The organism is Streptomyces sp. NBC_00414 (assembly GCF_036038375.1).
In the GTDB taxonomy this organism is placed as follows: Bacteria; Actinomycetota; Actinomycetes; order Streptomycetales; family Streptomycetaceae; genus Streptomyces.
Map to the genome: position 1 here is coordinate 815,236 of NZ_CP107935.1, position 22,346 is coordinate 837,581.

The window sequence follows — 22,346 nt, forward strand, 5'->3', positions numbered from 1 at the left end:
GAACCGTCCGAAGAACTGAAGGACTGAGGAACATGAGCGCAGAAGACCGCAATGCCGTCCCCCGGGACCTCGGCACAGTACTCGTCACGGGCGGTACGGGACTCGTCGGCAGCCACTCGGTGGCCCGCCTGCTGCGGGAGGGGTACCGGACCCGTGTGACGGTTCGGGCCTCCGGGCAGGAGGCCGGGGTGCTGGCGGCACTGCGCCGGGCCGGGGTCGATCCGGCGGGCCGGCTGGAGTTCGCCGTCGCGGACCTCGGCTCGGACGGCGGCTGGGGAGCGGCCCTGGACGGGGTCGGCCACGTACTGCACCACGCGTCGCCCTTTCCGGTCAGGCCGCCGGAGACGGAGGACGAACTCGTGCGGCCCGCCCGCGAGGGCGCGCTGCGTGTCATCGCGGCGGCCCGGGAGGCCGGTGTGCCGCGGGTCGTGATGACGTCCTCCTACGCCGCGGTCGGGTACACGGCGAAGCCCGGCGACCACTACTCGGAGACGGACTGGACCGATCCCGACACCGAGGGCCTGCCCGCCTACCACAGGTCGAAGGTGCTCGCCGAGCGTGCGGCCTGGGACCACGTCCACACCCACGGCGACATCGAACTGACGGTCATCAATCCCACGGGTATCTTCGGGCCCCCGCTGGGCGACCGGCCCTCCGGCTCCGTCGGCCTGGTCAAGGGCATGCTGACCGGGCGGATGCCGGTGGTACCGATCATGTACTTCGGCGTCGTGGACGTACGGGACGTCGTGGATCTGCATCTGCGCGCGATGCTGCACCCGAAGGCGGCGGGAGAACGCTTCATCGCCGTCAGTGGGTCGTCGGTCAGCTTCTTCGACATGGCGGGGATCCTGCGCCGGCACTTCCCCGCCGCGGCCGGTCTGCTGCCCGCCGCGGAGCTGACCGTCGAGCAGGTAATCGAGGGGGCGAAGACCGATCCGGCGCTGCGGGACGCCGCGACCCTGCGGGGCCGGATCCCCGTCATCAGCAACGAGAAGGCCCGTTCGGTCCTGGACTGGCGGCCGAGGGACGTCACGGAGACGATCGTGGCGACGGCGGACGCCCTGATCCGGGACGGCCTGACCCTGCCGACGGGCGACGGGCCCCGTGCCTGACCCTCCCCTCGGGGGCCGTGACCGGCCCTCGGGGGCCGTGACCGGGCCAAGGCCCGTGCGCCGGCAGCGGCTTCCGGCTGAACCCTCCTCACCTCTCGTGCCGGGAACAACCGTTGCCCACTTTCCTTCGCTCCTGGCTCGGTTGTCCCGATTGCCGTGGTGACCCGGCTAGCCTGGGGGTTTCGCCATCGAGAGGAGCCGCCATGCCGGAGGAACCGACACCAGGGGGCCCATTGGGCACAGCGATGCGAAAGGTGACGTTCCCGGACGGGTCGCGCGGGATCATCCTGGTGAAGGCGGGCACCTCGCAGGAGGACGCGGATCTGCAGGCCGCCCGGGTGTGGGCGGAACGTGCGAAGCAGGGTTCGGCGGACCAGTAGCGCGGGCGGCTCAGTCCAGTGACGGCCGGTCGAGGAATCGCTGCAGGACGGCGCGGTCGCCGTCCGTGCGCAGGCCGTCCGGGGGGAGACGGCCGTGGAGAGTGAGGAGCACGCCGCTCGCCGAGCCGTGCAGGCGCTCGTCGACCGCTGCCGAACTCGCGAGGGGGCGGGCACCGGTGGGCGAGAGGCCGAGCAGCCAAGTCGTGCCTTCGGTGGTGCACAGAGGCGATCCGGGCGGAGTCGTGCGGCCAGGCACCGTTGGTGCTGTGGGCCACGCCGATGAATTCCGCGATGCGTTCAGTGCGACGGCAGTAAGGAAGACGTCCGAGTCACCATCACGTCCTAGCAGCCGCCTCTGACATGACGGGCCGCGCCCGGCAGCTCCAGTAGTGGCGCACCGGGCGCTACCGGGCTTCCGGTGTCTCCCGTACGCGGGCCTGATGGCGACGGGCCTTGAGCCGGTTTCCGCAGGTCTTCATCGAGCACCACCGCGCGGTGTTGGCACGGCTGCGGTCCAGGAGGAAGAGGCGGCACTCGGGGTTCTCGCACGGCCGCAGACGGTCGGGCATGCGCTCTCCGACCTCCGCCCACGCGAGCACGAGTTCCACGGCGAGTCTTCGTTCCGCCGGCGCCTCCAAGTCCCATTCGATGCCCGACGTGCTGGGGCGCGGGACTCTGTGGACGCCTGCGAGGACTCGGCTCAGACCGGATTCCGCCGGCTCGCCCGCCGTGACCGCCTGGAGAGCGTCGCGGGCGGTACGAAGCCACCGGCGCTCCTCGTCGCCGCCGAGACCCCCGTGCTCCCGCGCCCACCTGTCCACCTCGTGGTCGTCACTCCACAGGTCCTGGCGTCCGCCGTCCACGACAGGGGTGCTGTTCAGCGCCTGCATCAGTGCTTGGTCGTCCAGCATGGGCCCCACCTCACCAACTAACTCCATCGAGACGTTTGACAGGTTACTCCAACAGCGCTCTACTGGACATCGAAAGGTAACCACCATGAGGCACTTAAGGGGTTAGTCATGGTCGAGATCCGCCACCAGTACGCGACAGTGCGGGGACATCGTGTCTTCTACCGAGAGGCAGGGCCCCGCGAGGCACCCACGCTCGTCCTCCTGCACGGGTTCCCCTCAAGTTCGCGCATGTTCCGCCACCTCATTCCGGCGCTGGCCGATCGTTTCCACGTCATCGCCCCCGACCACCTCGGTTTCGGCAACTCCGACACCCCGCCCGTGGACGCGTTCACCTACACCTTCGACGCGCTGACCGACGTCACCGAAGCGCTCCTGGCCCAGCTCGGCGTCACGCGCTACGCCCTGTACGTCCAGGACTACGGCGCACCCGTCGGCTGGCGGCTGGCCCTGCGCAATCCGGATGCGATCACCGCCGTGATCACGCAGAACGGCAACGCCTACGAGGACGGCTTCGTACCGGATTTCTGGAAGCCAGTGTGGGCGTACTGCGAGAATCCGGGTCCCGAGACCGAGCCCGGCGTCCGCGCCGCCCTCTCGCTCGAAGCCATCCGATGGCAGTACCTGCACGGAGTGGACCGGCCCGAACTGGTCGACCCCGACACCTGGGCCGCCGACCACCGTGAGGTCAACCGGCCGGGCAACGACCTCGTACAGCTCTCCCTGTTCCACGACTACGCGAGCAATCCGCCCCTGTATCCCCAGGTGCACGCCTACTTCCGGGAGCGCCGGGTGCCGCTCCTCGCCGTCTGGGGCGCGGGCGACGAGATCTTCGGCCCGGACGGAGCGCGCGCCTTCGCGAGGGACCTGCCGGACGCGGAGATCCACCTCGTCCCCGGAGGCGGCCATTTCCTGCTCGAAAGCCACCTGGACACCGTGGCCGGGTACATCCGCGGTTTCCTGACCGCCAACGGCTGAGGGCGGCCCCCGGGAGGACCGCCCTCAGGAGGACGGGCTGCGGAGGGACTGGCCCCCTAGATCGAGAACCGCTCCTTCGCCAGCAGCGGGCGCACCCTGGAGCCGAAGCCCTTCGTGCGGAACGGCGTCTGGAGCAGGCCGGGGCGCAGGTGCTGGGCGATGGCCGCGGTGATCATGCCCTGGTCCAGGGCGAGTACATGGTCGCTCACGCGGCCGGTCGTCACGTCGACCGAGTCACGGAAGCCGTAGCGGTCGTCGTAGGCACCGAAGGCGCGGTCCAGGCCGCGGAGGTTGGCGAGCGCCTCCTTCGGGGCCTGGGGCAGGGCGAGGAAGGAGGCGTGCGGGGTGACGACGCCCAGGGAGTTGTAGCCGTCCTCCTGCATACCGATGGCGTCGACGCCGTACTCCCGATAGCCCCCTGCGGGGATGGAGGCCGGGGAGAATCCCCAGTAGCCCAAGTCCTCCTCGACCAGGCCGTGTTCGATCTGGCTGCGGACGTAACGCCGGTGGGTGGTGCCCCAGGAGCGGGGCGACCACTCGGACTCGGGCACGAACAGCGGGACCATCAACGCCTCGAACATGGAACCGCCCCAGGTGGGGACGAGCTTCCGGCCGCGGTAGGTGTAGTGGCCCTCCCAGACGCGCACGCCGTCGATCTCGATGTACTCGCCCTGCGGTTCCTGCTCCTGGCCCATGCCGGGCAGCATGGTGCGCAGCAGGTGCCAGTAGTGCTCGCCGGGCAGTGAGCCGTCGGCGATGCCGAGGTAACTGGCCATACGGGGCTCGGTGTTGAGGGCGCCGTAGTGGTGGCCCGTGGGTTCGCCCTTGCCGGGCCTGTCCGGCCAGAAGCCGCCCCGCAGCTGCCCGGGGCCCGCGACCGGGTCCGCCGGGTCGTACGGGGTGTAGTAGTACGACCAGTCGGCGTCGGCGAGGAGGGCGGCGACCCGGGGGCGCAGTTCCGGGGCGGCGTCCGCGGCGATACGCAGTCCTGTCACCAGCCACGCGTTGTCGACGCTGGACAGGAACGGCCGTACCGGGTCGCCGGTCTCCGGCCAGGCCGTCAGCAGTGAACCGTCGTGCGCGTCGTACCAGTTGAACCAGAAACCGTGGGCGCGCTCCAGGCGTTCCACGGCGGCGACCGTGCGCGTCAGCCGGCGACGCATGGTGGCGCCGGAGATGACTCCGAGTCCGGCGGCCGCGACGGTGGACCACAGTCCGCAGCCGATGTTGGTCGGTGAGGTCTGCGCGGACGGCACCGGCGTACCGCTGCCGCTGACGTCTGTCTTGTCCGCGGCCAGGCCGAGTTCGGTCGTCATGGCCTCCATCGAACGGTGGGTCGCCACGAACCAGTCGCGCAGCAGGCGGCGTTCCGTGTCGGTCCGGACGGCCGGGGCGGCGGTGGCCGTCCCGGTGAGGGACGTGGCGCAGGTGGCGGCGGCGGTGGTGGCTGCGGCGGTCAGGAAACTACGACGGTTCATGCGGCTCTGGCTCCTCTGCGGTGAGCAGGCAGGCGGAAGGGTGCGTGTCCGTGGTGCGTGTCCGTGCGTGGGGCGTCGGCGCGGGGGTGGGGCGGGAGCCGGCCGGTGTCAGGTGCCGGCCGGCTCCCGGTCTGGGGGTGCGGTCAGGCGGCGGTGCGCGGCAGAGCCCGGTCCCGGCCGAGACTGCCGAGCCACACGGCGGACGGCTTCGCCGTGCGCTCGAAGGTGTCCGGGTCCACGGCGATGAGCCCGAAGGTCGGCTTGAAGGAGCCCCATTCGTAGTTGTCCAGGGCGCTCCACGCAAGGTAGCCCTGGACGTTCAGGCCGTCCTCGATCGCGGCGGCGACCTCGCCGAGGGCGCCGGTGTAGTAGTCGACGCGACGGCTGTCGTCCGAGGCCGCGATGCCGTTCTCGGTGACGATCAGGGCCGTGCCGTCGCCGATGACCTCGGCGGTGTGGCGCAGGGCGTGACCGACGGCGACCGGGTAGTACTCCCACTGCGTGAGGGTGCGTTCGACGTCGTCGGGCGCCGGTACGGGACCGGTCTCGGCGATCTTGGTACGGGTGTAGGACTGCACGCCGATCCAGTCGTCGCCGCGGGCGGCCTCGATGAAGACGTCCTCGCGGGGGTGACGGTAGTCGGCGGTGACCTGCTCGGCGCCGGGGAGGGCCTGGTAGACCTGGTTGGCGATGGTCCAGCCGACCTGGATGTCGGGGTGACCGGCACGGATGACCTTGACGGCCGCGTGGTGGGCCGCGACGACCGCGCGGGTGGTCTTCTCGTCCGGGGTGGGCAGGCCTGCGGGCGGGAAGCCCTGATCGCCGGTCTTCGCGAGGCCCGCCATGACGGCGATCATGTTCGGCTCGTTGATGGTGCACACGTGCCGGACGCCGTCGGCGATGACGGGCGCGCACTCCTCGACGTACCGCGCGAAGAGTTCGACGGCGCCGTCGGCGGTCCAGCCGCCGAAGTCCTCGAACCACTGCGGGACGGTGAAGTGGTGGAGGGTGACCATGGGCCGCAGTCCGCGGTCGAGGGCGCCCTCGACCATCCGGCGGTAGTGGGCGATCTCGGCGCGCGAGAAGGTGCCGCGGACCGGCTCGATGCGGGCCCACTCGATGCTGAACCGGTAGTCGGTGAAGCCCAGTTCGGCGAGCAGGTCCATGTCCTGCTCCCAGCGGTGGTAACTGTCGCAGGCGTCCAGGCTGGGCTCGGCGATCCCGGCCGCCGGATCGTGCTCCTTGCGCCACCAGTCGCTGTTGACGTTGTTGCCCTCGATCTGGTGGGCGGCGGTGGAGGCGCCCCACAGGAAGCCGTCGGGGAAGGGGGTGGTCGAGTGCGTCATCGTCCGTTTCTGTCTTTCTGGTGTGGGGGTGGTGGCATGGCGACCCGGCCCGGGGGTCGGCGGTGCGGGAGGCCCGGAGCAGTGGGGCCGGGACCGGTGGCGGCCGGGGAAGGGAGCCCGGTGGGGCTACTTCAGTCCCGCGGTGGCGATCCCCTGGGTGAAGTGCCGTTGCAGGACGGCGAAGACGGCCAGGACCGGCAGTACGACGAGGAGGGAGCCGGCCATCAGCATGCCGTTGCCGCCGCCCACCGTGCGGTTGGGATCGTTGGCGAAGGTCGCGAGCGCCACGGGCAGCGTGTACTTGTCCGGGTCGTTGGTGGCGATCAGGGGCCAGATGAAGTTGTTCCAGGAACCGAGGAAGGTGAAGATCGTCAGCGTCGCGAGGGCGGGCTTGACCAGCGGGATCACGATCCGCCAGAAGATGTACCACTCCCCCGCGCCGTCGAGGCGGGCCGCCTCCAGCAGTTCGTCGGGCACGGACAGCGTGAACTGCCGCATCAGGAACACCCCGAACGCGCCCGCCGCGAAGGGCAGCACCAGTCCGGCGTACGTGTCGATGAGGCCGAGGCCGTTCATCAGCACGTACAGCGGCAGGATCATGAGGTTGCCGGGGACCATCAGGGCGGCGAGCACGACCGCGAAGACCTTGGAGCGCCCGGTGAAGTCGAGCTTGGCCAGGGCGTAGCCGAGCATGGAGCAGAACAGCAGGTTGCTGACGGTCACCAGGACGGCGACGATCAGCGAGTTCAGGAAGTACTGCGGCATGTCGAGCTGGTCGAGCAGGGACGTGAAGTTGTCCAGCGTCCAGCGGGAGGGGATCCACACGGGCGGGCTCGCCGTGAGGTCCTGCTTCGTCTTGAACGCGGACAGCGCCATCCACAGGAACGGGGCGGCCATCACCAGCAGGGCGACCGAGGCGATCACGTACAGCAGAGGGGTGCGCGCCCGTCCGGTACGGCGGGGAGCCCGGGCATTGGCGGCCGTCCCGGCCGTCCCGGCTGTCTTGGCCGTCTCGGTGGTCTCGTCCGTCTTGGCGGTCATCGGGTGTTGTCCTTCAGCAGTCGGAGCTGGAGCACCGTGATGCCCATGATCACGACGAACAGGACGTACGCCATGGCGCTGGCATAGCCCATGTGGAAGAAGTTGAAGCCCTCGCGGTACATGTCGAGCGACACGGTCAGCGTGGAGTCGGAGGGCCCGCCCTGCGTCATCACGAAGGGCTCCTCGAAGACGTTGAGGTAGCCGATGGTGGTGATGACCGTGGCGTACAGCAGGGTGGGCCGCAGCAGCGGGACGGTGATGCCGCGCAGCTCCTGCCAGACACCGGCGCCGTCGAGGCGGGCCGCCTCGCGGACCTCGGCGGGGATCGCCTGGAGTCCCGCGATGCACAGCACCATCACGGTGCCGAGGTTGCGCCACACGGCCATGGCGATCAGGGACGGCATCGCCCAGGTCTCCGAGCCGAGGAAGTCCGGTGCGGTCAGGCCCACTTCGGAGGCGAGCGAGGCGATCAGCCCGTCGGAGGGGTCGAGCACGAAGCGCCAGACGACGGCCACGGCGACGATGGTCGTGACGACCGGTGCGTAGAAGCCGACCCGGAACAGGGTGCGGGCCCGGTCGATGCCGTTGTTCAGCAGGATCGCCGCGAGCAGACCGAGGAGGATGGTCGCGGGTACGCCGACGACCACGAAGTAGCCGGTGTTGAACAGGGCCTTGAGGAACTTGTCGTCCTGGAACAGCTGTGTGTAGTTGTCCAGGCCGACGAACTCCGCCTCCAGCGGGCGGGTGACGTTCCGGGCACCGAAGTCGGTGAAGCTCATCAGGAGCGTGGCGACGATCGGGAAGAGCATGAAGACGCCGAACAGCACCAGGAACGGCGTGGAGAACAGCCAGCCGGTCAGGTTGTGCCTGCTGAGCGACCGGTTGCCGCGGCGGGTGCGACCTGACTTCCCGCCGCCGTGGGGGCTCTTGTCGACGGCCGCCGCCTGCGGGGCGGCCGGTCCTGTGGTGAGGGACATGAGGGGACGCTCTCCTACTGCCTTCTACTGAACGAGGCCTTCGATCTCGGACTGGGCCTTGTCCAGCGCTTCCTTGGCGGAGGACTTGCCCTGGGTGACCGACTCGATGGCGGTGTCCACCTTGGAGGTGATCTCGGTCAGCTTGGGCTGGGAGGGGGTGGCGCGGGCGGTGTCCATCTGCTTCCGCCACACCTGCATGGTGGGGTCGGTGGCGAGGTCACCGGTCTTCCAGGCCGCCTTGTTGGCGGGCAGGTCGTTGGTCCGCTCGAACCAGTCGGCCTGGCCCTTGGCGCCGGTGAGGTGGGCGACGAGTTCCTTGGCGGCGGCCTTGTGGTCGCTGTCCGCGGAGACGGCCAGGCTGGAGCCGCCGGCCATGGACACGGACGCCTCGTCGGCGGGTACGGGGGCGATGGCCCACTTGCCCTTGAGGTCGGGATAGTTCTCGTCGATGAGGTTCGTGAGCCAGGGGCCGCCGAAGAACATGGGCACGGCGCCGGTGTTGAAGTCCTTGGTGACGTCGTAGCCGGGGCGTACGGACTTCTCGCTCAGACCCTTGTCGAAGTAACTGCCGTAGTTCTCCAGCGCCTTGACGGCCGCGGCGGAGTTGACGGCGGCCTTGCCGTCGTCGTCGATGATGGTGCCGCCGGCGGAGTACAGGAACTGGTAGAAGCTCTGCACCGTGTCGAGGCCGCCCGGCTGGATGGACAGGCCCCACTTGGTGTCGGCCTTCTTCTGGTACGCCTCCGCGGCGCTCCGCAGTTCGGCCATGGTGGCCGGGGCCGCCTCGACGCCTGCCTTCTTGGCCAGGTCGGTGCGGTAGAAGAGCACGCGGGTGTCGACGTACCAGGGGACGCCGTAGGTCTTGCCGTCGTAGGAACCCTGCTGCCAGGCGGCGGGGAAGTAGTCGTCCTCCTGGACGGTCTTGGTGTCGACGGGCTCCAGGACGCCCATGTCGGCGAACTCGCCCAGGTAGCTTCCGCCCATCTGTACGACGTCGGGCAGCTTTCCGGCGGCAGCGGCGGCGACCAGCTTCTGGTGGGCCACGTCCCAGCCGATCGGGGTGACCTTGACCGTGAGGTGGGAGTGGGACTTCTCGTACTCCTCGGCGACGTCGCCGAGCTTCTCCCCCTCGGTGCCCATCGCCCATACGGTCAGGGTCTGCTCGGCGTCCGCTGCTACGCCCGCGCCACCCGAGCCGCCACAGGCGGTGAGGGTGAGCGCAGACGCGAGGGTGAGTGCGATCGACCCGGTTGCGACGGCGCGGTTCATGGGCGGCTCCTCCTTGAGCTTCACGACTTCGGTGTGCGACTTCGGTGTTCGGCTGCTTTGTGCGGCTGCTTTGTGCGGCTGAGTTTCGCGATGTATGCGCTACCTGTAAGCGCATACATCACTCTGTGGCAGGGGTTCCGGGGCTGGCAAGAGGGGGCTTGGTCACACTCCCGTAACGAGCGGGACATTTGGCGGGCGGGGTTGCCTTTCGGCAGCTGGGGCGCTCCGGACAGTTTGTACGGGAGCCATGCAAAACGGATCATTGCATGGCTAATGTGCGGCGGTTGTGGGGGCTGGTGTTGCGCGGTTCCTCGCGCCCCTGGGTGGGGGTGGCCGGGCCGGGTGTGGGGTGCGGGCCGTGAGGGTTGAGCGCGCCGTTCCCCGCGACCCTGAGGGGCGGGGCGGGTGGGGTGGTGGGGTGGTTACAGTCGCGGGATGTCGTTCATCGGTCACCCCTTCGCTTTTGATCCCGCCCATGGTTACGGGCTTGAGGGGCTGTTGGGTGTGGGGGCGCCGGGTGGGCCGCCGGACTTCGACGGGTTCTGGCGTGGACGACGGGCCGCGGCGGCGCTCGTGGAACCGCGTCCACTGCTGGGCGACGTGGTGGAGGAGCGTGACGGCTTCCGCGTCCACGAGGTTTCCTACGACGCGCTCGGCGGCAGGTGCGGCGCTCTGCTGGCGCTACCGTGCGACGGGCCCGTACGCCACGGGTTCGTGATCGGGCACGGATACGGCGGACGTCACGAAGCCGGCGCCGACCTGCCGCTCCCGCTGCCGGAGTCCGCGGCGATCCTGCCGATCGCGCCCGGACTTCCCGCTCTCGGGCTGCGGCCGGAGGTGCCCTCCACCCCGGACGGGCACGTGCTGCACGGCATCGGCTCGCGGGACACCTACCTCATCGGCGTCTGCGTCGCCGGGCTGTGGGGCGCCGCCTCGGCCCTGCTCGAACTGGTTCCCTCGCCGACGCTCGACGGCAGGCGCCTGGGGTATCTCGGCGAGAGCTTCGGCGGCGGGATCGGCGCGCTGGCCCTGCCGTGGGACGACCGGTTCGCCGCGGCCGGGCTGACCGTGCCGACCTTCGGCAACCACCCGCTGCGGTACACCCTGCCCTGCACCGGCAGCGGCGAGTCCGTGCGCGCCCACCTCCGCGAGCATCCGGAGGCCGCGGAGGTTCTCGCGTACTTCGACGCGGCGACCGCGGCAGCGCGTCTGCGTATCCCGGTGCTGTCCGCCTGCGCCCTGTTCGACCCGGCGGTGCCGCCGCCGGGTCAGCTCGCGGTGCACAACGCGCTCGCCGGTCCACGCCGGCTGGAGGTACTGGAGGCCGGGCACTTTCCCTACCCGGGCGAGGCGGAGGAACGGCGACGTCTGCGGCGGATCACCTCGGAGTTCTTCGGACGATGGATGGGTGGATGAGGGACGAGGGATGGGGGGAGACTCCGGGTCACGGGTTCCAGAAGACGGAGGCGAACGCTCGGTCGAAGCGCCGCGCGGCCAGGTCCGTACGCTGGATCACCCAGTGGACGGTGGCACTCTCCCAGCCGTCCACGTCCATACCGGCCCACCAGTCGGCCAGCAGCACCCAGTCCGACACGTCGCCCGAGACCGGCCCCTCCCACCGGCCCGCTGCCGCCGCCCGCACGGCCCTCGACACGGCATCGACGACCGGATCGGTGTAGATGGCCTCCTCGTCGGCGTACCCCCCGATCTGCAGCGACCCCTCAGGGGCGGCGTCACGCGTGTTCTCCCAGACCTCTACGAGTTCCTCCGCGCGGGGGTGCCCGGGGAGTGGTCCGCTCCCCGGCTTCTCGGGGATCTCGGCCGCGTAGTGGTAGGGCAGCGACACCTCGGTGGTCGCCCGCAGCGGTCCTTGCGGGAACTCCGCGAACATCGCCTCGTAGTCGTCGATGTCGTAGGGGTTCCAGGCGTGTCTGTCGCGTTCCGCCACGGCCGTGCCGACGGGGACGTACACCACGCTGCCCATGGACTCGTAGTCGTCCGCGGTCTCGGGGAAGGCGAACAACAGCAGGTGACCGTCGGGAGGCAGCGGGAGGTCCGTCGCGTCGGCGGGCAGGGCCGCGAGGTCGATGGAGGCGACGAAGGGGTGGGCGGGGTCCGGTATGCCGGCCGGGAGCAGGAGAGGGCCGCCGAACCGGCCCACGACCGGCCCGTCCCCGGCGCCGTCGCACGTCAGCGTCGCGCACGGGCGGGCCGTGGCCGTCCATCGCTCGACGTCCTCGGCCGGGATGCCCCGCGTGCTCGCCTCGGCGCGGAACAGCTGTAACCGGTCCTGCGTCTCGGAAGTCATGGCAGCAGTCATGGGTGAACCGTAGAGGCAGGCACTGACACCGCGGCGGGGGGCCGGTCGTCGACGACGCGGCCCTCAGGCGACCGTCGGCATCACCGTTGTCCCGTCGCAACCGCAGCTCGCCCGGCGGGCCACGGTGACGGGGAGCATCAAGGAGACCGGTTCCTGCGGAGGTTGCCCGCTCAGCCGTCGTACGAGCAGGTCGACGGCCTCCTCCCCCATGCGCACCATCGGCTGGCGCACGGTGGTCAGCGCGGGGCGCACCAGGCGGCTCAGCGGGATGCCGTCGAAGCCGGTCACCACGACGTCCTCGGGTACGCGCAGGCCCCGGCGTTCGAGCGCCTGGAGCGCGCCCACCGCCATCTGGTCGTTGGCGAACACGAACGCCTCGGGCCGCTCACCGCTTCCCTCGCACAGCAGGCGAGCGGCGCGGGCGCCCTCGGCCTGGGTCATCATCGGCATGCGCAGCGTCGGAGCGGCGCCCACCTCGACCCCTGCCTCGACCTGGGCTTCGGGCCCGGCTTCGATCCCTGCCTCGGTCCCGGCTCCTGTCCCCGTCCCGATACCCGCCTCGACGCAGGCCCGGCGGAAGCCGCGGAAACGCGCCTCGACGTCCGGTGAGTCGTCCAGGAGTCCCACGTAGGCGAGGCGGCGCAGACCGTGGTCGTGGATCAGGTGCCGGGTCAGCTCGTACTGGCCGTCCTCGTTGGCGACCTCGACGTGGTCGAGGTGGTCGAGCGAGGGGTCCTTCGCACGGGGGCCGGCCAGCATCACCACGGGCCGGCGCCGGGAGATCGCTTCGAGCTCCTCCGTCGGCACCGTGCGGGCCATCACGGCGAAACCGTCCACCCGGCCGGCCACCTGGGCCACAAGACTCTCCGGGCCCCCTTCGAGGGAGGCCGCGATCAGCAGGGCGTACCCGTGTCGGCGGGCCGCGCGTTCCATGCCCCGGATGATCTGGTCCGAGTAGAGCATCGCGGCGTCGTCGTCCTCGGCGCCGACCGTGTCGGGGTCGGAGTAGTCCGGGAAGCACAGGCCGAGGACGCCGGTCGAACGGCTGGCGAGACCACGGGCGTTGCCGCTCGGCACGTATCCCAGTTCGTTCGCCGCCGCCAGCACTCGCTCGCGGGTGGCGGCGCGTACGGAGTCGGGGCTGCGGTACACCCGGGACACCGTGGCGATGGACACTCCGGAGCGTTCTGCCACGTCGTACACCGTGGGAATCGCGTTCACCGTGCGGCGCCGTTCATGGGTCGGGCCCCCGTCTCGTCTTGGTGCATGCATGTGGATGAAAGCGCATTCACCCTAGGGGCGGGCAGGTCCGTGAGGCAACCGGAGGGAGCAGGGGTGACAGGTCAATGGCCGCGGAGCTTCGACGCGTGGCCGAAGCCGAGCGCCTCAGTGAACGCGGAACGGTTCTGCGTTCGGCGGTTCGGGGGCGGGGTGGTCTCAGTCGCGGTCCAGCAGTTCGATGAGGTTGCCGTAGGGGTCGGTGACGAAGGCCATGCTGGCTCCGGGACGTGGGGCCGGCCGCGGGGGCATGCTCACCCCGGCGCCGGCCTCGACGAGTCGTGCGAACTCCGCCGCCACGTCCTCCACGCACAGGCACATGTGGCCGAAGCCGTGGGTGCCCGCAGCGTCGAGGGCGCTGCCCGGTGCCGGGCCCGGGCGGGCCGAGGGCCGGTGCAGCAGTTCGATGCGGTAGCCGCTGTCGTGCAGGAGCATGACGCCGCGCAGGTCGGTGCCGGGGACGGCGAACACCGGGGCCGCGGTGAGGTCCAGGGCGTCGCAGTACCAGGAGGTGGCGGCCTCCAGGTCGGGCACTGAGATGCCCACGTGGTCGAAGCGGGTCATCGTCAGCGCACCGCCCTTACGGTCTTCTCCCGGGTCGGGCCGCCGTCCCCGGTACCGCCGGTGTCCTCCGAGGGCCGATCGTGGGCCGGTTCCTCGTGCTCGGGTTCTTCGGACGTCGGTTCCTCGGGCGTCGGCTCTTCAGCCGTCGGCCCGGTGCGCGCCGCCGTCTGCGCGGTCGGCGCCTGTGCCTCGCGGATCATGGTCAGGACCCGGGTCCGCAGGTCGGTGAAGCGGTGGTCGGCGCGGGTGGTGATCTGATCGCGGTCGGTGCCCAGGTCGACCTGGAGGTTGTCGACGACCGTGGTGGGACGGCCGCCGATGACGACCACGCGGTCGCCGAGGTAGACGGCCTCGTCGATGTCGTGGGTGACGAGGACGACGGTGATGCCGAGGTCGGCGCGGAGCGAGAGAGTCAGGTCCTCCAGGTCGAAGCGGGACTGGGCGTCGACCGATCCGAAGGGCTCGTCCATCAGCAGTACGGGCGCCTCGTAGGCGAGGCCGCGGGCGATGGCCACGCGCTGCTGCATGCCGCCCGAGAGCTGCCAGGGGTACTTGTCGCCGACGCCCGCCAGGCCGACGGCGTCGAGGCATTCCTCGGCCCGCCGGTTGCGTTCGGCGCGCTTGACCCCCATCCCCTCCAGGGGGAAGGCCACGTTGTCCCGTACCCGCATCCACGGCAGCAGGGAGCCGCGGTAGTCCTGGAAGACGACCGCGATGTCGGAGTGCGGGCGGGTGAGGGGTTCGTCGCCGTAGCGGATCGTGCCCGAGGTGGGCCGGATCAGACCGGACAGACAGCGCAGCAGGGTGGTCTTGCCCGCGCCTGACGGGCCGACGACGCAGACGAATTCGCCGGGGTCGACCCGCAGCGACAGACCCTCGATCACCCGGTGCTCGTCCGCGCCGTGGCCGAACGTCTTGCCGACGTCCTGCACGATCAGGCTGGAGCCGCCCGTGCCCGTCTTCATGTGTCGCTGCGTCATGTCTTGACCTCGCTTCGGGACATGGTCCGCCGGACGCGCGGCGGACGCTGGTGGTACCAGCCGAGCAGCACGTACTCGGCTGCCAGGAGGAGCACGCTCAGGCCGTAGCCGAGGATGCCGATCAGCACGGTGCCGGCCCACGTCTCGGGGACGGCGAAGCCGGAGCCGCTCTGCAGGATGAAGTTGCCGAGGCCCACCGGCGATCCGTAGATCTCGCTGACGACCATCAGGACCACCGCGATGGAGAGGGCCACGCGGATGCCGGCGAAGATCTGCGGAAGGGCTCCGGGGAGCACCACTTTCAGCAGCCGCAGCCGCCAGGGGATGCGGTAGCCGCGGGCGGTCTCGTGCACGGCCGGGTTGATGCCGTGCACGCCGCTGATGGTGTTGAGCAGGATCGGCCAGAGCGACCCGAGGGCGATGAGGAAGATCTTCGGGCCGGAGCCGATGCCCAGGGTCAGGATGATGACGGGGACGAACGCCACCGTCGGGGTGGCCCGGGCGAAGTCCAGCAGCGGACCGGTCGCCTGCCGCAGCAGTTCGACCTCGCCGATGACGAGTCCGGCGCCGACTCCGAGGACCGTGGCGAGGCCCAGTCCGAGTGCGATGTTGCGCAGGGAGAACAGCAGGTCCTCGACGAGACCGCCGTGCAGGAGCTCCCGCCACAGGGTGGCGAGCACGTCGGTGGCCGGTGGGAAGTAGAAGCTGGTGCTGCCCGCGGTGGCGATCAGCAGCACGGCGACGCACAGGACCGGCAGCCACAACTGCTTGAGCAGGGACTGCCACAGGGCGCCCGGGGGACGCGTGGACATGGTGCCTCCCCTCGTCAGTCGGTGTGGGCCGGCGGACGCCAGCGCAGCAGGCGTCGTTCGGCGAACTGGGACAGCAGGTTGATCGAGTAGCCGATCGCGCCCGCGGTGATGATGTAGGCGTACGCCTGTGCCGCCGCCCCGCCCTGCTGTGCCTGGACGACCTCGTGGCCGATCCCCGGCAGTGTGGTGAGCACCTCGACGCCGATGGCCACGAGCACGGAGGTCGTCGCCGCCAGCCGCAGCCCGGTCATGACCGAGGGGGTGGCGCTGGGCAGGATCACCTTGCGGAAGCGCAGGCGCCGGGGGATGCGGTAGCTGTCCATGGTCTCCGAGATCATCGGGGTCACGGACCGGGCGCCGTACTGGGCCTGGAGGAAGACGGGGAAGACGCAGGCGAGGAGGACGACGGTGGTCTTCATCGTCGGCGTGGACCCCAGCACCAGCAGGAACACCGGGAGCAGGGCGATGACCGGGAAGGACCGCAGGACGTCGACGAGCAGCCGGGACGACTGCTCGGCCGCCGCGTAGGTGCCCGTGACCAGGCCCAGCGGTACGCCGATCACGGCGGCGGCGACGAAGCCGGTCACGGCTCCGTTCAGGGTGTCCCCGACCGCCTGCCAGTAGGCGGAGGTGCCGAACAGCTCGGGGAACCGACCGAACACCGACACGGGTCCGGGCAGCGCGGTGGCGCTCACGGGTCCGGCCGCCGCGAGCACCGCCCAGATGACGAGGACGGCGGCGACGGCGGACAGTTGCAGCATCAGGAGCCCGCGCCGCCCCGGGGTCCCGGCCCGGGTGCGGCGGGCCGGGCGCTTTCGGGCCGGGGCCACCGGGCGCCGGTCCGTGGTGGAAATGGCCATGGTGTACCTCTGCCGTCGTCAGCTGCCGGCGGTGACCGTCGGAGCCTTGTCCCAGTAGATGGCGTCGTCCTTCGGGGTGCTGCTGAGCAGGTCGTAGTCGTGCATCTTCGTGATGACGGTGCGCATCACGGTGGTGTCGATCTTCTTGTCGTAGTAGGCGATCTGCGACTTCTCGATGTAGTCGGCGGGCAGCTGGGTGTACTTCTTGTCGATCGCCTTGACCGCGTCGGGGTGCGCGTTGGCGTAGGTGATCGCCTTGGCGACGGCGTCGGTGAACTTCTTCGCGGTGCCGGCGTTCGAGGACAGGTACTTCTGGGTGGAGAAGAGCACGCCTTGGGCGATGCCGGGCAGGTCGTTCATGCCGTTGCCGACGGAGCGCAGGCCCGCCTGCCTGCCGGCCGCGTAGAAGGCGCCGAAGGAGAAGACGGCGTCCGTCTTGCCGGTGGTGGCCGCGTCGGTGAGGGAGGTGGTCGGCAGGGAGACGAACTTGACCTTGCTCGGGTCGCCGCCGTCCTTCTCGACGAGGTACTCGACGATGAACTGGATGGAGCCGCCGAGCGCGGAGAGTCCGACGGTCTTGCCCTCCAGGTCGGCGAAGCCGTCGATGGAACTGCTCTTCTTGACCAGGAGGCCGTCGGTGGGGTCGGTCTTCGTGGTGGCGGACACCAGGCCGGTGGCGATGCGGATCGGCATGTTCTTCGCGGCCCCCTTGAGGAAGCCGGAGCTGTCGGTCATCGCGAACTGGGCTTCGCCGTTGAGGAGGGACGGAGCGTTCTGCGAGGTGTCCTGGGCGCCGGCCTTGATGGTGACGTCGAGGCCCGCGTCCTCGAAGTAGCCCTGCTGCTCGGCGATGTAGAGCGGCTCGAACAGCGCGCCGTTGGAACGGAGCACGGTGATCTTCGCCGACCCGTCGCTGCCGGCCGACGTGGCGTCGCCCGAACCGCAGGCGGTGAGCGGGGCGGCGACGGCGAGCGTCACCAGGCCGACGGCGAGGCGGCCGAACGGGTTTCTCGTGCTTGTGCTGCTCTTCGGCATGAGGGTGTGCTCCTTTGCACGGTTGCGGCGGCCCGTGGATACGGCCCCACGGGCGAATGCGGCTCTCCGGGCGACGCGGTCGCCCGGACGGACAGGTCGCCGCGCGGGCCGTCCGGCGCCCGCACGGGTGCGTACGGCGTTGCGTGCGGCGTTCCTACGGAGGTGCGGGCGGCGTTCGTTACGGCGTTACGCGCGGCCTGCGACCGCGTAGGCGGTGGTCGACTCGGCCGGGGTCATGTAGGTGCGGAAGAGCCCGTCGGGGTCGTGGACCGCGCGGATCTCCTCCAGCCGTGCGGCGTTCTCGGCGCTGAGGCCTAGGTCGAAGCGGTCGGCGAGGTTGTTGTCGGAGAACTGCAGGCCCCGGGACAGGTGCTGCACGGCGGACAGTGAGCCGTGCACCCAGTTCTCGTGCGCGAGGTCCTCTGCCGGGTCGTGCCAGCCGGCGTTGGGCGAGAGGTAGGCCTTGGCCTGGGCCGACCAGCAGGCGTTCGGGCGCGGCGGGTAGTGGCCCCACAGCATCCACAGCACGAAACTGGTCCCGCCGGGGACGGTGTCCAGCACCGGCCGGGCGGCATCGACGATCTCCTCGGCCGTGCCCTGCGCCCACACACCGTCCACGGCCCAGCGCAGACCCTCCGGGTTGAGGCGGTCGGCGATGTCGTACAGCTCTTCGATGGTGGTCGGCTCGCCGACCACCGCTCGCAGGGCCTGGTCGCGGAAGGGTGCGTCCTCCAGCGGGTCCAGGACGTCGGGGCCGTGTGCCGGGGTGCAGAAGGCGGTGGCGGTCAGGGAGATCGCCGGGACGCCGAGGCCCGGGGTGAAGCCGACCTTGGCGGAGAACTCCACGCTGGTGGGCAGTCGTTCCAGGAGGTCGTAGGACCAGGCGAGCACCTCGTCGCGCAGGGCGAGGGGGTAGCTGTGCACGGTCCGCCGGATCTCGGTGGGCCGTTCGTGGACGTCCAGGTGGAAGCGGGTGACGACGCCGAAGAAGCCGGGGCCGCTGCCGCGCGCCGCCCACAGGAGGTCGGGGTGGGTCTCGTCGGTGGCGTGCACCAGGGTGCCGTCGGCGAGGACCACGTCGATCGCCCGGATGCTCAGACAGGCCGGTCCGAGGTGGCGGGAGTTCCAGCCGTAGCCGCCGCCGAGGATGAAGCCTCCGATGCCGACGGTGGGTGCGTGACCGGTCGGGAAGAACAGTCCGTGCGGGGCGAGGGCCCGCTGGATCGCCGGCCCTTTGGCCGACGGCTGGACGGAGGCGGTACGGCGGTGCGGGTCGACACCGATCCCCTGGAGGCGGGAGAGGTCGATCAGCAGTCCGCCCTCCCGTACCCCGTTGCCGACCCAGCTGTGGCCGCCGGAGCGGACGGAGACGCGCAGTCCTTCGGCCCGGGCGAGCCGTACGGCCTCGACGACGTCGGCCTCGTCCTCGGCGACGACGATGATGTCGGGGAACCGGTCCGGCTTGCGCGCGTTCCACACGGCGTCGAGGCGGGTCTTCTCGTAACGCGCGTCGCCACGGCGGACGAGAGCGGCGCCGAGAGCTCCGCCGGCCGTTCCGCGCGGGGACGGGGCAGGATGGGGATCGGACGTCCTGGACAAGTGTGGCTCCTTGGGTGGTGCAGACATTCCGAACGGTACTGTCGACACAAAATGGAGGTCAAGGGGCTGTACGCCGATAATTTCGGCTTTCTGTCGACACTAGTGGTCGCTCAGTCGCGAACACCGCCGTGGCGCCGATGCATGGCCAGGGCGGTGGTGGACTCGTCGGGCGACAGATACGTACGGAACAGTCCCTGGGGGTCGTACCGGCGCCGCAGTTCCTCCAGCCGTGCGGTCTGCTCCGGTTCCAGCCCGTGGTCGGGCCGGTCGGCGGGATTGGCGTCGGCGAACTGGGTGCCGTGCGCGACCGGGGCCATGGCCCGCAGCCCGTCATGGGCCCAGGTCTCGTTGCGCAGGTCGTCGGCGGGGTCGTGCCATACGGCGTTCGGGGAGAAGTACAGCCGGGCCTGAGTGGACCAGCAGGCGTTCTCCCGGAGCGCCTGGCCGCCCCAGAGCATCCAGAGCAGGAAGCTGTCCTGGCCCGGGAGCCCGTCCAGCACGTCACGGCCGGCGTCGAGCACGTCCTGGACCGGCGCGTCCGTCCACACTCCGTCGACCGCGTACCGCCTGCCCTGCGGAGTCAGACCGTCCGAGAGGGCGTACAGGTCGTCCAGGGTCGACGGCACCCGCTCGATCCTGCGCAGCGCGTGGCGCAGGAAGGGTGCCCTCTCCAAGGGCTCCAGCATCTCCGGGCCCTCCCCCGGTGCGCAGAAAGCTGCCGCCGTGATCATCGTGGTGGGCCACGCCGACCCTGCGGTGTGGGCGACCTTGGCGGACATCTCCAGGGAATCGGAGATCCCGGGCACGGCCTCGTACGTCCAGGCCAGCACCTCGTCGCGCAGCTCGTGCGGGAACACGTACGCGCTGCGCAGGATCTGGTCGTACGCCGGATACACTCGCAGGTGGAAGCGTGTCACCACCGCGAAGAAGCCCGGTCCCGAGCCGCGCACGGCCCACATGAGGTCGGGGTGGGTCTCGTCGGTGGCGTGCACCAGGGTGCCGTCGGCCAGGACGGCGTCGACCGCCTCCACGCTGAAGCAGGCGGGCCCCAGCGCCCGGGAGTTCCAGCCGTAGCCGCCGCCGATCAGGAATCCGCCCACTCCCACGGAGGGGCAGTGTCCGCTGGGGAAGACCAGCCCCTCGGCGGCGAGCAGCGCGTTGAAGCGGCTGCCCCGGACGGCGGGGCGGACGGTGGCCCGGCGTCGGGGCGCGTCGATGATGACCTCGTCCAGGGCGGAGAGGTCGATCAGCAGACCGCCGTCCCGTATCCCGGTGCCGATCCAGCTGTGCCCGCCGGAGCGGACGGAGACACGCAGTCCGCGAGCCGTGGCCCAGCGCACACCTTTCTGGACGTCTCGGTCACCGGCGGCCACGAGAATGGCGTCGGGACGGCGGTCGGGCTTGCGCAGGTTCCAGACGGCACCGAGCCGCGCCTCCTCGTATCCGGGGGCACCCCGGGTGAGAAGGGTGCCGTCGAAGTCGCTCGTATCTGCTTCGCGGCTCACGTCTGTTCCACGGCTCATGTCTGCTCCACGGGCGGGTCGGGCGGGTCGGGTGGGTCCGGCGGGTCGGTGAGGGCGATCGGATCCGTCAGGTCGGTCGGGAAGTCGAAGAGTCCGGCCGCGTTGTCGACCATGAGCCGGCGCAGCAGCACGGGGTCGGGGGCGATGTCGGCGAGCAGGTCCACCAGCAGACCGTCGTCCGGAGCGGAGCCCCGGATGTTCACATGCGGGTAGTCGGTGCCCCACACGACGCGGTCGGGCGCCTGCCGCACGAAGGACGCGGCCAGCGCCACGGCGTCCGCGTAGGGCGGCCCCTGCCGGGAGACCCGGTCCACGCCGCTGAGCTTCAGCCAGACGTCGCCGGAGTCGAGGAGGAGGCGCAGGCTCCGCAGGGCGGGGCTGTGCGGTCCGTCGCCGAGGTCGACGCGCGCGAGGTGGTCGATCACCACACGGCCGGGCAGGGAACGGATGAGGGTTTCGTGGTCGGCGACCTCGGCACCGGTGAGGTGGAGTTCGGCCGCCCAGCCGAGACCGTCGACACGTTCCAGCACGGAGTCGATCTCCTCGCGGGTGGGCGCTTGGCGCAGGTGCGGCAGGAAGTTGAGCCGGAACGCGCGGACTCCGGCCCGGTGGAGCTCCTCGATCTCCCCTCGCGTGGTCCGTTCGCCGATGAGGGCGACTCCGCGCAGCGTGCCACGGCCGGCTGTGAGGGCGTCCAGGAGCGTGCGGTGGTCGCTGCCGTTGCAGGACGACTGGACGACGACCGCCCGGGAGAGCCCCAGGTGGGCGTGGAGGGCCGCGACCTGTTCCTTGGGTGCGTCGACGGGGGTGAAGGTGCGCTCGGGCGCGTAGGGGAAGACCGCGGCGGGGCCGAGGATGTGGCAGTGCGCGTCGCAACTGCCGGGCGGCAGCACGAGGGTGGGTCTGCGGGGGGCCGGGTGCGGGGGCGGGCAGCCCGGCGAGGGCGCCGGGTGCGTCGCGTGGAGGGCGGGCTCAGTCACAGCGCGCCGTCATTCCGCCGTCGACGACGATCTCGGTGCCGGTGACGAAACGGGCCTCGTCGGACGCCAGGAAGAGCGCCGCGTACGCCGTGTCCCGGCCGTCGCCCATGAATCCGAGCGGGATACGGGCCTGCCGCTGGGCGAGGAGCTTGTCCACGTCGCCGTCGGCACGCTGATGGGCCAGGCGCGCCTCGACCATCGGGGTGTGCAGCTGGCCGGGGACCACGGTGTTCACGCGGATGCTGTCGGGCGCGTACTGCACGGCCGTCACGCGGGAGAGCTGGATGACGGCGGCCTTGGCCGCCGCGTAGCCCACCTGAGCGGCGCCGGTCCAGCGCAGTCCGGACGCCGAGGCGGTGTTGACGATCGAGCCACCGCCGCCGCGCCGCATGATCGGGACGACGTGCTTGCAGGCCAGGAAGGCGCTCGTGAGGTTGACGCGCAGCTGGCTGTCCCAGTCGTCGAGGGACAGTTCGGCCGCTCCGCCGGCGCGGGAGCCGCCGACGTTGTTGACCACGATGTCGATGCGTCCCGCCTGCCGTTCCGTCTCCTGGAAGTACGCCTCGACGGCCTCCGGTTCGGTCACGTCGAGGAGGTGGGTGTGCGCGGTGCCGCCCTCCTCGCGAACACGCTCCGCGGTGACGTCGAGGGCGTCCTTGTCCCGGTCGGTGAGGTACACGGTGGCGCCCTCGCGGGCGAAGATCACGGCGGTGGCACGGCCGTTGCCCCAGCCGGGGCCGACACTGCCGGCGCCGCTGATGACGGCAACCCGCCCGGCCAGGCGGCCGGGCCGTGCGGAGGGCACGTCCTGGGTCACGGAGGTCTCCCTTGGTTCGAGCCCGGTCCGGGCGTGAGGTGGAACGCCGGCCCGGGCGTGGGTCGAATGGCGTGCGGCCGGCTTTCGCC

22 protein-coding genes are annotated in these 22,346 nt (G+C 70.8%); 4 read left to right on the top strand and 18 right to left on the bottom strand.

Annotated elements, in window-relative coordinates; genetic code table 11:
- The first annotated feature begins 32 nt into the window (after nt 1-32).
- Complete coding sequence (locus tag OHS59_RS03570; protein WP_328491911.1) at nt 33-1,112, top strand: NAD-dependent epimerase/dehydratase family protein; 1,080 nt, start codon at nt 33-35, stop codon at nt 1,110-1,112.
- Between the two features lie 245 nt (nt 1,113-1,357).
- Nucleotides 1,358-1,492, top strand: a complete 135-nt coding sequence (locus OHS59_RS03575) for a hypothetical protein (protein WP_328491912.1) — start codon at nt 1,358-1,360, stop codon at nt 1,490-1,492.
- A 10-nt stretch (nt 1,493-1,502) separates the two neighbouring features.
- Here OHS59_RS03575 and OHS59_RS03580 read toward each other — a convergent pair whose 3' ends face one another.
- Together OHS59_RS03580 and OHS59_RS03585 are read right to left on the bottom strand one after the other, a co-directional pair.
- Nucleotides 1,503-1,748 carry a hypothetical protein gene (locus tag OHS59_RS03580; protein WP_328491913.1) on the bottom strand — a complete coding sequence of 82 codons (246 nt, stop codon included), beginning with the start codon at nt 1,746-1,748 and terminating at the stop codon, nt 1,503-1,505.
- Between the two features lie 148 nt (nt 1,749-1,896).
- A complete protein-coding gene (locus OHS59_RS03585; RefSeq protein WP_328491914.1) occupies nt 1,897-2,403 on the bottom strand; it encodes a CGNR zinc finger domain-containing protein in 507 nt (168 codons plus the stop codon).
- A 108-nt stretch (nt 2,404-2,511) separates the two neighbouring features.
- Here OHS59_RS03585 and OHS59_RS03590 point away from each other — a divergent pair, with 108 nt between their 5' ends.
- Nucleotides 2,512-3,378, top strand: a complete 867-nt coding sequence (locus OHS59_RS03590; RefSeq protein ID WP_328491915.1) for an alpha/beta fold hydrolase — start codon at nt 2,512-2,514, stop codon at nt 3,376-3,378.
- A gap of 56 nt (nt 3,379-3,434) precedes the next feature.
- Here the strand turns inward: OHS59_RS03590 and OHS59_RS03595 are convergent, their stop codons facing one another.
- From OHS59_RS03595 to OHS59_RS03615, 5 genes are all read right to left on the bottom strand, one after another.
- Nucleotides 3,435-4,856 carry a glucoamylase family protein gene (locus OHS59_RS03595; RefSeq protein ID WP_328491916.1) on the bottom strand — a complete coding sequence of 474 codons (1,422 nt, stop codon included), beginning with the start codon at nt 4,854-4,856 and terminating at the stop codon, nt 3,435-3,437.
- A gap of 143 nt (nt 4,857-4,999) precedes the next feature.
- Nucleotides 5,000-6,202 carry a glycoside hydrolase family 1 protein gene (locus OHS59_RS03600; RefSeq protein WP_328491917.1) on the bottom strand — a complete coding sequence of 401 codons (1,203 nt, stop codon included), beginning with the start codon at nt 6,200-6,202 and terminating at the stop codon, nt 5,000-5,002.
- A gap of 126 nt (nt 6,203-6,328) precedes the next feature.
- Nucleotides 6,329-7,243 carry a carbohydrate ABC transporter permease gene (locus OHS59_RS03605; RefSeq protein WP_328491918.1) on the bottom strand — a complete coding sequence of 305 codons (915 nt, stop codon included), beginning with the start codon at nt 7,241-7,243 and terminating at the stop codon, nt 6,329-6,331.
- Entirely contained in the window at nt 7,240-8,220 is a 981-nt protein-coding gene (locus tag OHS59_RS03610) for a carbohydrate ABC transporter permease (RefSeq protein WP_328491919.1), read from the bottom strand. The genes OHS59_RS03605 and OHS59_RS03610 overlap by 4 nt, the downstream gene beginning before the upstream one ends.
- A 24-nt stretch (nt 8,221-8,244) precedes the next feature.
- Entirely contained in the window at nt 8,245-9,489 is a 1,245-nt protein-coding gene (locus OHS59_RS03615; protein ID WP_328491920.1) for a sugar ABC transporter substrate-binding protein, read from the bottom strand.
- A gap of 435 nt (nt 9,490-9,924) precedes the next feature.
- Between OHS59_RS03615 and OHS59_RS03620 the strand changes: the two genes are divergently transcribed.
- Nucleotides 9,925-10,905 carry an acetylxylan esterase gene (locus OHS59_RS03620; protein ID WP_328491921.1) on the top strand — a complete coding sequence of 327 codons (981 nt, stop codon included), beginning with the start codon at nt 9,925-9,927 and terminating at the stop codon, nt 10,903-10,905.
- A gap of 28 nt (nt 10,906-10,933) precedes the next feature.
- On the opposite strand, the gene OHS59_RS03625 is transcribed toward OHS59_RS03620, so the two are convergent.
- From OHS59_RS03625 to OHS59_RS03675, 11 genes are all read right to left on the bottom strand, one after another.
- Nucleotides 10,934-11,809, bottom strand: coding sequence for a DUF1963 domain-containing protein (locus OHS59_RS03625; RefSeq protein ID WP_328491922.1), 876 nt, complete (start codon nt 11,807-11,809; stop codon nt 10,934-10,936).
- Between the two features lie 63 nt (nt 11,810-11,872).
- Nucleotides 11,873-13,030, bottom strand: coding sequence for a LacI family DNA-binding transcriptional regulator (locus tag OHS59_RS03630; RefSeq protein ID WP_328491923.1), 1,158 nt, complete (start codon nt 13,028-13,030; stop codon nt 11,873-11,875).
- 216 nt (nt 13,031-13,246) lie between these two features.
- Nucleotides 13,247-13,651, bottom strand: coding sequence for a VOC family protein (locus OHS59_RS03635; RefSeq protein ID WP_328491924.1), 405 nt, complete (start codon nt 13,649-13,651; stop codon nt 13,247-13,249).
- 2 nt (nt 13,652-13,653) lie between these two features.
- Nucleotides 13,654-14,631, bottom strand: a complete 978-nt coding sequence (locus OHS59_RS03640) for an ABC transporter ATP-binding protein (protein ID WP_328491925.1) — start codon at nt 14,629-14,631, stop codon at nt 13,654-13,656.
- Complete coding sequence (locus OHS59_RS03645; RefSeq protein ID WP_328491926.1) at nt 14,628-15,443, bottom strand: ABC transporter permease; 816 nt, start codon at nt 15,441-15,443, stop codon at nt 14,628-14,630. The genes OHS59_RS03640 and OHS59_RS03645 overlap by 4 nt, the downstream gene beginning before the upstream one ends.
- Before the next feature lie 14 nt (nt 15,444-15,457).
- Entirely contained in the window at nt 15,458-16,303 is an 846-nt protein-coding gene (locus OHS59_RS03650) for an ABC transporter permease (RefSeq protein WP_328491927.1), read from the bottom strand.
- Between the two features lie 18 nt (nt 16,304-16,321).
- Nucleotides 16,322-17,338, bottom strand: coding sequence for an ABC transporter substrate-binding protein (locus OHS59_RS03655; RefSeq protein WP_328491928.1), 1,017 nt, complete (start codon nt 17,336-17,338; stop codon nt 16,322-16,324).
- A 186-nt stretch (nt 17,339-17,524) separates the two neighbouring features.
- Nucleotides 17,525-18,937, bottom strand: a complete 1,413-nt coding sequence (locus tag OHS59_RS03660) for an FAD-binding oxidoreductase (RefSeq protein WP_328491929.1) — start codon at nt 18,935-18,937, stop codon at nt 17,525-17,527.
- Nucleotides 18,938-19,047: 110 nt separating this feature from the next.
- Entirely contained in the window at nt 19,048-20,460 is a 1,413-nt protein-coding gene (locus OHS59_RS03665) for an FAD-binding oxidoreductase (RefSeq protein ID WP_328491930.1), read from the bottom strand.
- Nucleotides 20,457-21,440, bottom strand: a complete 984-nt coding sequence (locus OHS59_RS03670) for an amidohydrolase family protein (RefSeq protein ID WP_328491931.1) — start codon at nt 21,438-21,440, stop codon at nt 20,457-20,459. Before OHS59_RS03670 ends, OHS59_RS03665 begins: the two co-directional genes overlap by 4 nt.
- The gene (locus tag OHS59_RS03675; RefSeq protein WP_328491932.1) at nt 21,433-22,257 is read right to left on the bottom strand and encodes an SDR family NAD(P)-dependent oxidoreductase; all 825 of its coding nucleotides are present in this window, start codon (nt 22,255-22,257) and stop codon (nt 21,433-21,435) included. Before OHS59_RS03675 ends, OHS59_RS03670 begins: the two co-directional genes overlap by 8 nt.
- Nucleotides 22,258-22,346 lie beyond the last annotated feature (89 nt).

Bases quoted from the DNA above. Each gene is read 5' to 3' on its own strand.
- OHS59_RS03640 (WP_328491925.1), bottom strand. From the start codon at position 14,631: ATGACGCAGCGACACATGAAGACGGGCACGGGCGGCTCCAGCCTGATC.
- OHS59_RS03620 (WP_328491921.1), top strand. From the start codon at position 9,925: ATGTCGTTCATCGGTCACCCCTTCGCTTTTGATCCCGCCCATGGTTAC.
- OHS59_RS03595 (WP_328491916.1), bottom strand. From the start codon at position 4,856: ATGAACCGTCGTAGTTTCCTGACCGCCGCAGCCACCACCGCCGCCGCC.
- OHS59_RS03665 (WP_328491930.1), bottom strand. From the start codon at position 20,460: ATGAGCCGTGGAACAGACGTGAGCCGCGAAGCAGATACGAGCGACTTC.
- OHS59_RS03590 (WP_328491915.1), top strand. From the start codon at position 2,512: ATGGTCGAGATCCGCCACCAGTACGCGACAGTGCGGGGACATCGTGTC.
- OHS59_RS03585 (WP_328491914.1), bottom strand. From the start codon at position 2,403: ATGCTGGACGACCAAGCACTGATGCAGGCGCTGAACAGCACCCCTGTC.
- OHS59_RS03645 (WP_328491926.1), bottom strand. From the start codon at position 15,443: ATGTCCACGCGTCCCCCGGGCGCCCTGTGGCAGTCCCTGCTCAAGCAG.
- OHS59_RS03650 (WP_328491927.1), bottom strand. From the start codon at position 16,303: ATGGCCATTTCCACCACGGACCGGCGCCCGGTGGCCCCGGCCCGAAAG.
- OHS59_RS03570 (WP_328491911.1), top strand. From the start codon at position 33: ATGAGCGCAGAAGACCGCAATGCCGTCCCCCGGGACCTCGGCACAGTA.
- OHS59_RS03575 (WP_328491912.1), top strand. From the start codon at position 1,358: ATGCGAAAGGTGACGTTCCCGGACGGGTCGCGCGGGATCATCCTGGTG.
- OHS59_RS03625 (WP_328491922.1), bottom strand. From the start codon at position 11,809: ATGACTGCTGCCATGACTTCCGAGACGCAGGACCGGTTACAGCTGTTC.
- OHS59_RS03610 (WP_328491919.1), bottom strand. From the start codon at position 8,220: ATGTCCCTCACCACAGGACCGGCCGCCCCGCAGGCGGCGGCCGTCGAC.
- OHS59_RS03600 (WP_328491917.1), bottom strand. From the start codon at position 6,202: ATGACGCACTCGACCACCCCCTTCCCCGACGGCTTCCTGTGGGGCGCC.
- OHS59_RS03605 (WP_328491918.1), bottom strand. From the start codon at position 7,243: ATGACCGCCAAGACGGACGAGACCACCGAGACGGCCAAGACAGCCGGG.
- OHS59_RS03615 (WP_328491920.1), bottom strand. From the start codon at position 9,489: ATGAACCGCGCCGTCGCAACCGGGTCGATCGCACTCACCCTCGCGTCT.
- OHS59_RS03655 (WP_328491928.1), bottom strand. From the start codon at position 17,338: ATGCCGAAGAGCAGCACAAGCACGAGAAACCCGTTCGGCCGCCTCGCC.
- OHS59_RS03635 (WP_328491924.1), bottom strand. From the start codon at position 13,651: ATGACCCGCTTCGACCACGTGGGCATCTCAGTGCCCGACCTGGAGGCC.